Genomic DNA, 11,993 nt, shown 5'->3' on the forward strand with positions numbered 1-11,993 from the left:
TCTCGCGGTGACCGGATACTTCGGAACAGCTGACCGGATGTCGTCGGAATGCCCGACCGGATGCTCCGGAATGCGCACACCACGAAGGATCTCGGCCAGACCCTGCGCGCCGCCCGCAAGGCCAATGGCCTGACGCAGGCCGAGCTGGCCGCCCGCGCGGGCGTCTGGCAGACCCAGACGAGCACCCGCCGCGACGACCTGCGCGGCCGCGCATCATTTCGGGCGCGGAACCGGGCTGGAGGGTGCATCTGTTCCTCCGCAAATCGAAACTGCGCGATGGCCGCGCGGCACCCTTCCGCTACGCTGGCCCGGTGCAGTTCGCCGGATGGGAGGGCGAGGGGCCGATAACCGTGCAGTGGGACATTGCAGAACCGGTGCCCCGGCAACTGCGTGATTTGTATGGGGTGACCGAGTGATGGTCGGCGCTCACTATGGGCGGCAAGCAGCCTGACGGCACCGCAGCATCGCAGCGCAGCGGGCAAATAGGGCTTTTGGCGCATGGCAAACGGCTGGCAGTCCGCTTCTCCGATCGACGGCCAGCACCCTCGAGCGGTCGCTCGATCCGGCCACTACAAGATTTCCGCGCAGACCTGCTCGGACCTTCGCACCCGTCGCCGCATGAACGATGGCGCAATCGCGATCACCTCGAGGCGTCGCTGGAGCATGGGCCTGGCTTTTTCCGCAATGACCGCGGGTCTGTCCGCCTGCGTGCCCCGTCGCCGATCAGGAGAGCGTCCGGCGCTCCGGGCTCATCAGATCCTCCGCCACAAAGCCTGCGCTCCGGGCCGCGGCGATGAAGGATCTGCGGGCGCTGCCGACCGAGCCCACGCAGTCCATGGCCGCTTCGAGGTGATGGATCGCGCGCTGGCGGGCGTCGTTCTCGACGGGCCATCTGCGGCGCAACCAGTATCTCGCCTGTTCGATGGTCGAGAATTTCTGAATGTCCCCTTCTGGAGACACGACGAAGGACAGGGGTTCTCCCCAGTGAATTTCAATCAAGTCATTTCTTTCGGATGAAAAGAACCGCGCCGACGAAAGGCCGCTCCGGTTGATGTGAAAACGGGGCGACGCCAGGCCGCCCCGTTTTCCGATCTCGGTCGTCGTCGCTCAGGCGAGAACGAGGTTCGTCGCCGACTCGCGGCCGTTGCGGTCACGCTCGAGGTCGAAGCGGACGGCCTGCCCGTCGTCGAGTTGCCGGATGCCGGCCCGCTCCAGGGCGGTCACATGGACGAACACGTCCTTCGAACCACCTTCCGGAGCGATGAAGCCGAAGCCTTTGGTGGAGTTGAACCATTTCACGGTGCCATTGGCCATCGTGATGTTTCCTTATCTTGTGCGCCACCCGCATGATGCGATGGCCTGGCCCAGTTTCGTCAGAGTCGCAACTGAAGCCGCAAGGAAACAGAAGGTCGAAAGAAGATGCTTTGCCTGACCCTCTTGCCAGACATTCGCCCCCATTGCAAGCCATGTTGGAAAATAAAGCCCGCCGAGGTGGATGGCTCCTCCCGAAGGGCGGAACGCGCCGCACCTTCAGGCGCGCAGCAAGGGGATCGTCCACCACCTGCAACCCTTCGGAGGCGGCATGATCGGCAGGCTGTCCACGTCGAGCGTCACCTGAGCCAGCCGCTTGCCGGCGTTCTGTGCCCGAAAACCCCGGCCGGCCAGATCCAGAATCGCCTCACGCAGGGTCTTCAGATTGGCCGTCGCCGCCATCATCGCCGTGAAGCGCGAGGGCGTGGGCTGGGACGCCAGCCCCGGACCGCCGAGCGACGTCATCCCTGGGACGCCAGCAGGATCGCGGTGCGCAGGAGCGAAGCCAGATCATGCGTGACATCCTGCGGCCGCTGCGGATCGGTCAGACGATCGGTAATCCAGCCCGCGATGCCGCTGTTCTCTAGCACCTCGCGCAGAAGGATCGCACCGGGATCTCCGGTCAGCCGCTCCGCCGGGCTGGAGGGATCGCGGTTGGCGGACCATCTGGCCGGTCTGGTGCCCCGTTGACGGGCGATGCCGGGCCGCAAAAGCCGACGCAGCCGACAATGCGACGGACAGCCTGCGTGCCGGAACAGGCCGTTCGGGTATCGGTCAGGGCACGGGGGCAATTGGCAAAGACAAGGGGACTGGCCAGGCCCGTCCCCGATCTCTGCGGGAAAATCCGGATCAGAACCGCCAGGTCGCGCCGATCACCGGGCCGGTCATGGCACCTTCGAACTGGCGGCGGCCATCGGAATAGTCGAGGAACAGGTGCCGCCAGCCGACCGACAGGTAAAGGTTGTCGGTTGCCTGGTAATTCGCCGTCACAGCCGCCTGCCACGTCATGTCGGACCCGACGCCGAAGCCGCCGATATCAATATAGCCCAGAAGCGACCAGCGATCCGACAGGGGCGCAGCGCCGCGGAGCGCGATGATCGGGTCGGCGAATTTGGACTCGGGCGCGGCGGTCATGCCAAGCGCACTTGCCCGGCCATCGAGGCTCCATGCGCGGAAACCGCCCAGCACATCCACATGCGACCCGCCGCCCGTGTCGAACCGGCGCCCCGCCGCCAGCGTCAAGGACCGGATCGTGACCTCGCCCGAGGCGGGGACGCCCGGCGGCACCAGCCCCGATCGCGACGAGGAGGTGTAGGTGAAATCCCCGAAAAGCACCAGATCGCCGCGCCGCAAAAGGCCGGTGGCAAAAAACGCGCCGTCCAGATCCTCCAGCACCTCGGACAGCGACTTGTCGAAGGACAGCGTGGGCGCGCCGGGGAAGGGTGTGAAATCGCCCGTCACGCCCGCACCCCAGCCATAAAGCGTGACCTGCCCGGACCAGTCCTGTGCCTCGGCCATTGCCGGGACGATCGTCACGGCGGCCACCAAGAGTGCCGTGCCGGCGGTGGAGTGCAGGTGGTCGAGGAAATGACGGGTCATGCAAGCTGCTCCTTGAAGATGCGGCCGCCCTTCATGACGAGGCGGAGATTGGCGCCGGGGTCGCCGAGGAAATCGAGATCATTTTCCGGGTCGCCGTCCCAGACGAGGATATCGGCATGGGCGCCCTCGGCGATGATGCCCAACCGTCCCTGGTAGGGATCACGCGGGCCGGACAGTGCCAGAAGATCACCGGCCCGGCCCGTCGCCATGCTCAGCGCTTCGAGCGGAGGCATGAAACGGGTCAGTTTGGCAAGCTGCCGTCCCTGGCTTTGCGAGCCGCCCGGGTTCATCAGGATGTCGGTGCCGAAGGCCATGCTGACACCCTCGGACCGGCCCATCTCGAATGCGCGCACGGTGCCCCGCGCAACCTCCTCGGCCTTCTGCTGCTGGACGGGATCGCTCCGCGGGTTCGAATCCTCATCCTGAAGGAAGGGCTGGATCGACCACCAGGCGCCTTCCTCGCGCATCATCCGAACCGTTTCCAGATCGGCCAATTGCCCGTGTTCAATAGACTTCACGCCCGCCCGAAGCGCCCGCTGGATGCCCTCGGGCGTGTAGACATGGGAACAGACATAGGTGCCCCAGTCCGCTGCGGCGCGCACGGCGGCCTCCATCTCTTCCTGAAGAAACTGCGCAGTGTCGAGCGGGTCATAGAGCGAGGTCACACCGCCACCTGCCATGATCTTGATCTGGCTCGCGCCCCTCATCAATTGCTCGCGGGTGCGCCGCAAGACCTCGTCCGCTCCGTCCGCGATGGCGGCCACACCTGTGGCTTCCGTATAGTCCGGTGCATTGCCCGGCATCCGCGGCAAGGTGTTGAGCAACCGGAAATCGCCATGGCCCGAGGTCTGAGAGATCATTGCCCCCGAGGGAAAGATCCGCGGACCGCTGACCACGCCCCGATCAATGGCCATCTTAAGCCCGAAGACCGGCCCCCCGGTATCGCGCACGGTGGTGAAGCCCCGCATGAGCGTGGCGCCAGCCTCCTGTCCGGCGACAAGATGCACGAAGGCGATATCCTGTGTCAGGGCCGCAAGCTGGGTGACGCTGACCAGCGTCGCATGCCAATGGCAATCGATCAGCCCCGGCGTAACGGACCGACCGCCGCAATCGATGATATCGGCATCCTGTGGACCGGCACCCGTAGCGGGCAGTGCGGTGATGTGTCCCCCCTCGATCACGATGTCGCGGCCCGTCTGCATGGCGAGCGTCACGCCGTCGAAGAAACGCAGGTTGGTCAGCACCATCGGCCGCCCCGGCGACTGCGCCCGGAGTTCGCGGGGCGCCAGGCCAAAGCCCGCGAACATGCCGATCACGGCGGCGCTACCTCCCATGAACTGCCTGCGGGAAATATCGGCTTCGATCCTGTGCATCGCCGCCTGGGTCTCGGGCGCGCCGCACAGACAGGGGTTGATCGCGACGACCCCTTTTTCAATCGCTTCGCAGCAGGTCATGCACATGCAGCAATCTCCCCAATCCGAAATCCAGCTTGTCTAACGTTGCAGATTCAACGGGGCTTTTGAAACGATTTTCAGGATCATTGGGACGGAACTCTACCTCGGGAAACCGACCTCGTCCCGCCTCACCTGTCGGGAAAGCCGCGTCACAAGAAATGTGCGCATCTCTTGGACGGAACGTGCCAAGACCCTGCGAGACGGCGCCGAGCGGAAGCCTCTGCCCGAATGATAACCGTGGGGCCGATCGCGCCCGGGCGCAGGATCTGCTGGCAATGCGCCGGCATCGACGGGACGTCGGCCTGCCACCTTGGGCAACGATCCGCGCTACGAGCAGGGCTCAAAAAGCAATTCGGTCCGACCATTCACCATGCACACGGCCCAAGGCTTTCCGGATCGAAAATGGCTGCACGGAAACATGGGGCGTGGCTGTCGACATCTGAGATCAGTATTTGCCGCGGCAAGCCGACCGTCGCAGGTGCGGCAAGGCGGACGCAGAAACCCGCGATAACGGACACTCGCTCCGACGCCGCAGTTGGCAGCGAAGCACAGGTAGCGACCGGCGCACTTGGGGCCACCGAGCAGGGCGTACCAGCGAGGTCGGCCCAACTCGGACATTCGGAAAGGCTGCGGCGAATGTCGTGAAACCGTCGCCGCCAGCATCTCAACGCGCCATGATCGCCGGAGGTAGCCAATCCCCGGTGAGTATCGAGGCCTGCGGCGAGTAGTGCCGCATCAGGAGATAGAATGGACCCTCTGGCGCCGGCAGCCAGTTCGCGCGCTCAAGCGGGTCCGTCGGCTCTTCGGCTTGCATGAAGATCTCGATCGACCCGTCCTCGCCGTAGACGAGGTCGGACGTGCGGTCGCCGATCGAGTAGCGGTCGATGGCGTTGGGCACGAAGATGCGGGTTTCGGCCGAGTACATCGTGACCGACCAGAACCCGTCGACCGGCGGCGGCGGGTCGAGGCGCAGCATGTAAGCATTGCGTCCGTCGAGCTGGGCGCCGTCCCCGTCCTGGAAGGCGAGGTCGTAGGTGTTGATCTCGGCCGGGTTCCACAGGATGCCGATCATGGAGGCTGCCGCCGCGAACAAAGGCTCGCCGCTGATGCGCCGGTCGAAGCGAGCCACCTGCCAGTTGTTCACGATCGGCACGGAGCGCTGCGTGCGCGCGGTGATGATGCGGTGCGCGTCGGCCGCCGCGCGTTCGAGCCCCGCCTGCGTTGCAGGTGAGAGCGCGTCCCAGTCGAAGCCGGTCGCCGGGTCCATGTTGATCTCGTGCAGCCAGCTTGCCATCGCCGCGCCCATCGGGTTGCCCAGGCGGGGCGAGAGCCGCAGAACCTCGTTCAGCGTCGTGAAGTAGGCCCGCGCGTCGGTCAGGTCGTCCCGGGTGATGCGGGGAAAGTCCTCGGGGTCCGGCGCGGGCCGCGCGACCTCGGCCGCCCCCCACTGGCTGAGCGGGACCAGCCTGAAGCCCTTCTGCAACTCGACCGCGGCAGGAAGGTCCGCGTCGTCGGCCACGAGGATGCGTGGCAAGAGCCACCCGAGCGGTGTGCTCATCTCGACCCGTCGGACACCCTCCGGCAGCACGCCTTGCCAGCCCGGCGCGACGAGTGCGAAGGCGCCGCCCTGCGAGCCCACGGTGTCGAAGGACAGGTTCGCGTCGTGGTCGTGCCACATGTCGCTGATCGGCACCCAGTACTTCCGCTCGCCCATCGGCGGGATCACGAGGATCACCGGCTCGGCGCGCAGATCGACGAAGGCGCGCAGGTAGATCGTGTCGTTGTTCGGGCTGACGATGAAGTCGTCCGAACTGTCGACGAGCCGGTCGAAGACGAAGAACTCGTTCAGGGTCCGGTCATGGCCGCGCCCGGGGTCGAACGAGGTTTCCCAAAGCGTGCGGTAGAGGTCCATCAGCGGGAAATGGCTGATATAGGTCTGGACGCCGATGGCGTAGGCGAGGTCTTCGTCCTGCGCGGGCTCGGTGGCCTGCGCGGACGGGGGCGCGGCGAAGGCAAGGAGCAGCGCGGGCAGCGCGGCCTTCATCAGGTCAAGCAGTCTGGACATGGGGCGTTCCTTTCGCTGGTGCTGCGGCCGGATGTGCGCGGTGCGTCCGGCCGGTCATTCGCCCGGCTCCGGGCAGGGGCTTCCCGCGATGGCGGCCCGGATCACCGGGGCGATGGCGGTGTTGTCGATGAAGCGGCCGTCGTCGTTGTGGCCGACGATGTCGCGCAGGCCCGGATCGACGCCGGTGACAAGGCCCGTCAGGCACTCCGCCCCCGGGCCGGTCGCCCAGAGCCGCGTGACCTCGTTGGTGTGGTCGTTGGCGTGCCAACGCAACTCGGGCAGCACGCCCGGCCCCTGGTTGGGGACCGGCTGCCACGGGACGCTGTCGCTGTCGGGCCCCAGCGGCAGGCCGTTGCCGTGGTCGGTCGCGACGATCAGCAGCGTGCTGTCCAGCCGGCCCTCGGCGTCGAGCCAGTCGAGCGTCGCCGCCACCGCGGCCTCGAAATCGAGCTGTTCCTCGATGAGGAGACCCGTCGCGTTGAGATGCGCGGCCCAATCGACCGCGCCGCCCTCGACCATCAGGAAGAAGCCCTCCGGGTTCTGCCCGACGCTGTTCAGCGCCGCGCGGGTGAGGGTGGCGAGGTCGGGCAGTCCGGGGATGAAGGCGGCGCCGCTGGGGTTGGCAGCGTCCTCGCCCACCACCATCGGATCGCGCAGCATCTGAAGGGTGGCGCCGACCTCGGGCACGGCGATCCAGCGTTCCGGCGCGGCCAATGTGCCTTCGGCCAGCGCCGCGACCTCCTCGGCGGACTGGAACAGCGCGCGCGGGGCCGCGCCGGTCAGCAGTGTTGTCCAGTCCTCTGCCGAGACCCAGGTGAAATCGAGCATCTCCCGGCGCCGCCCGCTTTCGTCGAAGGCGGGGTTGCCGGCGCCGGCAATCACGTCCAGCCGGTAGCCGAAGATCATCTGATGGGCGATGCCGTGATTGTCGTCGCGAATGAGGCTGTTGGCGCCGAAGGCGGCCGGGGTCGCGTGGTTGAAGGGGACGCTGGTGACGACCCCGGTGGAGAGCCCGGCGCGTTTCGCGTCCTCGGTGACGATGGCGAGGGGCAGGCCGAAATTGTCGACCGCGATGGCGTTGTTGAAGGTCTTGACGCCGGTCGCGAGCGCCGTGCCGCCGGCCGCGGAGTCGGTGAACCCCTGCCGCACCCATCGATAGCCGGCGACGGGCGAGGGGTAGACCATGGCCGGCGCGCCGGGAAAGACCGGGGCGAAGATCGTTTCGTCGGGGGCCACCGCCTCGGCCGACCAGGCCAGCGCGGGATCGTAGCCCTTGCGGGCCACGTCGTCCATGGTGGGCATGGTCGCGGTGTTGAGCGGGAAGGTCGTCATCCCCAGCCGCACCGGCCAGTCGCTCCAGGGCGCGCCGTCGCGCTCGCCGCGGGCCCAGTAGCCGGCCATGTTCCAGGTCTCGTAACTCGCGCCGTCCGAGATGAAAAGGATGACGGACACCGGGGCGCCCGACGCAGCCTCCTCCGCTGGCGCGACCGTGGCGAGCGCCGCCGCCATCGCCGACAGGCACAGGAACTGGAACCGCCGCAGCGCCGCCCCGAGGCGGCGGGTGCCGACGGCAGGGTTGGCGGGATGGCACAGCGGATCGAGGTCGATGGCGGGCGGCATGGGTTCCCTCCTTGCATGTATTGGCCATCGGGATCGGCTGGCGCTCACCAGCCGATCCCGAAGGGTCAGGGCCGCCTCCGCAAGGGGGCGTTCGGCGGGCTCCGCGGGCCGGTTGCGAGGGCCGGTCACTCGGGAATGAGCGCGCCGACCGATGCCTCGAAGGCGTCGGCGCCGGTGGTCTCGCTGCGCCGCTTCGTGCCCGGCATGATCTCGAAGCGCGGGTCGAACTCCACCATCAGCCCGGCCAGCTGACCGAGGATGGCGACATCGCCCTCGACCTGCGCGATGCCGTCGGCCAGCAGCGCCTCCAGCGTCGCCTCGCCGGCCATGACCCGCTCGAGATCGGCCCGATTCACCGTCAGCGTCAGATCGGCGTCGTCGGAGCGGTAGCCGACGAGGTTGTTGAGCGTGGCGTTCGAAAGTTCCACGAGGAAGGTCTCGCCGGTGTCGGGCGTCTCGAGGTTCATGGTGAAGCTCAGCCCCTCGGCCCGGGCACTGTCCATCTTGATGCCGAGGAAGTCGAGGAACAGCCCGGTCGACATGGCGCGGACCACATCGGCGCTCGCGCCTACCACCGCACCCTCGGGGATGCCCGAACGCAGCTCGTAGGCGGCGGCGAGATAGGAATTGCGGTGCCCGCCGCACTCGGACTGATAGCCGAGCTGCTCGAAGATGTCGGCCAGCAGATCCTTGGCCGCGCCGTTCTGCGGCTCGGCCTGCACGAGCTTGTTCACGATCTCCATCGCCAGCAGGTAGTCGCCCGAATTGTAGAGTTCCTGCCCGCGGGCGAGGATCCGCTCTGCCCCGCCCATCATCTCGACAGGGAGCGGCGCCGACTCCTCGGGCGAGAGCGGCACGAGATTGACCGGGTTGGCGTCCCAGAACCCGAGGAAGCGCTGCACCACGGCACGGGCGTTGTGGGTGATGTGGCCGTGATAGCCGCGCACGAACCAGCTGTCCTCCAGCGACTGCGGCAGCTTGTAGACGTTGTGGATCTGGTTGATCGTCACGCCCTGGTTGGCGTGGTGCAGCACCTGGTTGTTGAGGTTGGCATAGATGTCCCGGTGTGTCCGGATCACCTCGGCCACCCGCTCGCGCCCGAAACGCGGCCAGTTGTGCCCGGCGCACATCACCTCGGTTTCGGGGCCGAAGCGTTGCAGCGTCTCGTTCAGCGACTTCGACCAGGCCAGCGCATCGCGCACCTGCGCGCCCCGCAGCGTGTAGAGGTTGTGCAGCGTGGCGAAGATCATGTCGGCGATGAAGAGCGTCTTCAGCTCGGGGAAGAAGACGTTCATCGTCCGCGGCGCCTCGGTGTTCGGCGCGCTCTGGAACACCACGCGGATGCCGTCGATCTCCATCTCCTCGAACTTGCCCGAGATCAGGCGCGTGGGCGCGATCAGCCCGGTCATCCCGGCCGGGGTGAAGGCCGCCGGGCCGACGCCGACGAAGCCGTGCGGGCTGGTCGGCAGGAGCGAGCCGTACTGGTAGAACAGCCGCCGGCCCATGGCATTGCCGGCATAGACGTTTTCGGAGACGGCGAAATCCATGAAGCCCTCGGGCGCGATGATCGGCACCCGGCCCGAGGCCACGTCGTCGGCGTCCAGCGGGATGCCGCGCACGCCGCCCCAATGGTCGATGTGGGTATGGGTGTGGATCACCGCCGAGACCGGCAGACCCTCGCCCACATGCGCCTGCAAAAGCTCCCACGAGGCGCGCGCGGTCTCGGTCGTGGTGATCGGATCGACGACGATCCAGCCCGTCCGCCCCCGCACGAAAGTCATGTTGGCGAGGTCCATGCCGCGGGTCTGATAGATGCCCGGCACGACCTCGTAGAGGCCGAAATTGTTGTTCAGCCGCGATATGCGTTGCAACGAGGGGTGGATGCTGTCGAATGGCGCCTCCTGGTCGAGGAACCGGAACGCCGCCATGTCGGCCGCGACGTTGCCGGCGTCGGCCATGATCTTTGGCGACGGCGGCGCGGCGATGAAGCCGCGCGCCCATTCCGCGAAATCGCTCTCGTCGGCGAAGGGCAGCCATGTATGGGCTGGGCGAAGGTCTTCTCGACGTCGCGATTCCGATCAGCGACGAAGAGGAGGTGACGGTGCATCGGGCTCCGCCCGGGTTCTGGATCGGCGACGGTGCGCTTCTGTCCTCCCTGCCGAGACAGGTCTCGGTCGAGGCGGCCGTGGACTGTCGGGTGTTCTGCCTGCCGATCGCTGCCGTCCAGCGCATTCTCGCCACGCACCCCGAGTACTGGATGTATTTCCACAGGCTCAGTTCACTGAACCTCACTCTCGCCATTCGTGCCCTCGGGGAAGTCATCGCCCTGCCGCCCAAAGCGCGGTTCGCCCGCCTGCTTCTTCGCATCGCCTCGCCCGATGGTTCGGTGCGCGTGACCCAGGAGGAACTGGGACGGATGGCCGGCATGAGCCGTGTGGCGTTCCGCCGCGCCTTCGCTTCGCTTATCGCATCCGGAGCCGTCGAGACCGAATACGGCGGCCTCCGGATCCGCGACGCCGCTGCGCTCAAGGCGGAGGCGGCCGCGCAATGGCCGAATTGAGCGCCTTTTCCGGACGCGGACCCTCGCGAGGTTCGCGGCGAAGGCCTGACCGCCTGACCGCCTGCACAAAATCTCCACCGAGGTCAACATGTAGCGCTCTACCTTGTCGTTCCGCCGACTAATTGTGTGTTGCGGCTCGCCTTCGCTGCCACCTGCAAACCGATGTTCCTATATTGTCCCAATCGATCCGTTGAGGGCTGGCAACGGCTGAGGCTGTGTGGAAACCCCTACCTGTGGTAGACTTTCTGAGGTCGGAGGGGTTCGGGATGGCAGGTTTCATCGAGGGCGTCGAGCGTAGCCAGACGGTGCTGTTTCCGGATAGGCTTGAGGATTGGATCAGCGAGGAAGCCCTTGTGCGCGTCGTCGATCTCTTCGTTGACGAACTGGATCTGGCGGAACTCGGCTTCGTCCGCTCGGCTGCGGCACGCACGGGTCGGCCGGGGTATCACCCGGCCGTGCTGCTCAAGCTGTTCATCTACGGGTACCTGAACCGCATCCCGTCGAGCCGCCGACTGGAGTGGGAAGCGGGCCGGAACGTCGAGGTGATGTGGCTGACCGGCAAGCTGGCGCCCGACCACAAGACCATCGCCGACTTCCGGCGCGACAACGCAGCTGCCATCCGCAAGACCTGCGCGCAATTCGTCGAACTCTGCCGCAGGATCGGCGTGCTGAAGGGCGAAACCGTCGCCATCGACGGAAGCAAGTTCAAGGCGGTCAACAACCGCGACAGGAACTTCACCAAGGGCAAGATCGCCAGCCGGTTGGCCCATCTGGAAGCGGATGTCGCGCGATATATCAACGAGATGGTCCGGATCGACCGTCAGGAGGAGGGAGAGGCGCGGGCCGGGAAGGTGGCGCATCTCGCCCGCCGCTACGGCCGCATCCGGCGGGAAATCGAGCGGCTGAAGGCGATGGACAAGGCGCTGGCCGACGCGCCGGACGGGCAGATCTCGCTGACCGATCCCGACGCCCGTGCGATGGCGACCAGCGCACGGCACAGCGGCCTGGTCGGATACAACGCGCAGTGCGCGGTCGATGCCGAGACCCATATCATCGTTACTCACGAGGTCACCAACCATGGCTTCGACCGCGACCAGCTGAGCCCGATGGCGACGGCGGCCAAGGAAGCGCTTGGCCGAGACGACCTGCACGCCGTCGCGGACAAGGGCTACTTCAGCGGCACCGAGATCCTTGCCTGCCACGAGGCCGGCATCACCACGACCGTGCCGCGGCCCCTGACCTCCGGCAACGAGGCCAAGGGCATGTTCGTGAAGACGGACTTTCTCTACGACCCGGAGCGCGACATCTATCCCCTTGTCTTTCAAAGCATCTCTGAACCAGTCGGCGTCATAGCCGCGGTCCGCGATCAACCAATCTGCAGCGG

The 11,993-nt window shown here is 66.7% G+C and carries 10 protein-coding genes and 2 pseudogenes; 2 read left to right on the forward strand and 10 right to left on the reverse strand.

Annotated features, from left to right (window positions below):
• Positions 1-723 precede the first annotated feature (723 nt).
• The 9 genes from GH815_RS18145 to GH815_RS18185 form a co-directional block, all read right to left on the reverse strand.
• Positions 724-1,053, reverse strand: a complete 330-nt coding sequence (locus GH815_RS18145; RefSeq protein ID WP_343030963.1) for a DUF982 domain-containing protein — start codon at positions 1,051-1,053, stop codon at positions 724-726.
• 54 nt (positions 1,054-1,107) lie between these two features.
• Positions 1,108-1,314 (reverse strand): cold-shock protein, encoded by a 207-nt coding sequence (locus GH815_RS18150; protein WP_153750145.1) that lies wholly within the window; start codon positions 1,312-1,314, stop codon positions 1,108-1,110.
• Positions 1,315-1,530: 216 nt separating this feature from the next.
• A complete protein-coding gene (locus GH815_RS18155) occupies positions 1,531-1,776 on the reverse strand; it encodes a hypothetical protein (RefSeq protein WP_153750146.1) in 246 nt (81 codons plus the stop codon).
• Positions 1,773-1,901 (reverse strand): hypothetical protein, encoded by a 129-nt coding sequence (locus tag GH815_RS19455; protein WP_281354814.1) that lies wholly within the window; start codon positions 1,899-1,901, stop codon positions 1,773-1,775. The genes GH815_RS18155 and GH815_RS19455 overlap by 4 nt, the downstream gene beginning before the upstream one ends.
• Before the next feature lie 259 nt (positions 1,902-2,160).
• Entirely contained in the window at positions 2,161-2,910 is a 750-nt protein-coding gene (locus tag GH815_RS18165) for a hypothetical protein (RefSeq protein WP_246176531.1), read from the reverse strand.
• On the reverse strand, positions 2,907-4,364 hold the full coding sequence (locus GH815_RS18170; RefSeq protein ID WP_246176532.1) for a metal-dependent hydrolase family protein: 1,458 nt from the start codon (positions 4,362-4,364) through the stop codon (positions 2,907-2,909). The genes GH815_RS18165 and GH815_RS18170 overlap by 4 nt, the downstream gene beginning before the upstream one ends.
• Before the next feature lie 664 nt (positions 4,365-5,028).
• On the reverse strand, positions 5,029-6,429 hold the full coding sequence (locus GH815_RS18175; RefSeq protein WP_153750149.1) for a DUF1254 domain-containing protein: 1,401 nt from the start codon (positions 6,427-6,429) through the stop codon (positions 5,029-5,031).
• 54 nt (positions 6,430-6,483) lie between these two features.
• Positions 6,484-8,049, reverse strand: coding sequence for an alkaline phosphatase (locus GH815_RS18180; protein WP_153750150.1), 1,566 nt, complete (start codon positions 8,047-8,049; stop codon positions 6,484-6,486).
• Positions 8,050-8,174: 125 nt separating this feature from the next.
• Positions 8,175-10,007, reverse strand: coding sequence for an alkyl/aryl-sulfatase (locus GH815_RS18185; RefSeq protein ID WP_211365127.1), 1,833 nt, complete (start codon positions 10,005-10,007; stop codon positions 8,175-8,177).
• Positions 10,008-10,084: 77 nt separating this feature from the next.
• Here GH815_RS18185 and GH815_RS18190 point away from each other — a divergent pair, with 77 nt between their 5' ends.
• Positions 10,085-10,609 (forward strand): Crp/Fnr family transcriptional regulator, encoded by a 525-nt coding sequence (locus GH815_RS18190; protein ID WP_153750152.1) that lies wholly within the window; start codon positions 10,085-10,087, stop codon positions 10,607-10,609.
• A 266-nt stretch (positions 10,610-10,875) separates the two neighbouring features.
• Positions 10,876-11,919 (forward strand): annotated as a pseudogene (locus GH815_RS18195) (IS1182 family transposase); the annotation flags it as partial.
• Here the strand turns inward: GH815_RS18195 and GH815_RS19460 are convergent.
• A pseudogene (locus tag GH815_RS19460) lies at positions 11,905-11,993 on the reverse strand (IS5/IS1182 family transposase); the annotation flags it as partial. The pseudogenes GH815_RS18195 and GH815_RS19460 sit on opposite strands and share 15 nt — an antisense overlap.

It is taken from the genome of Rhodovulum strictum (assembly GCF_009649175.1).
Classification (GTDB): Bacteria; Pseudomonadota; Alphaproteobacteria; order Rhodobacterales; family Rhodobacteraceae; genus Rhodovulum; species Rhodovulum strictum.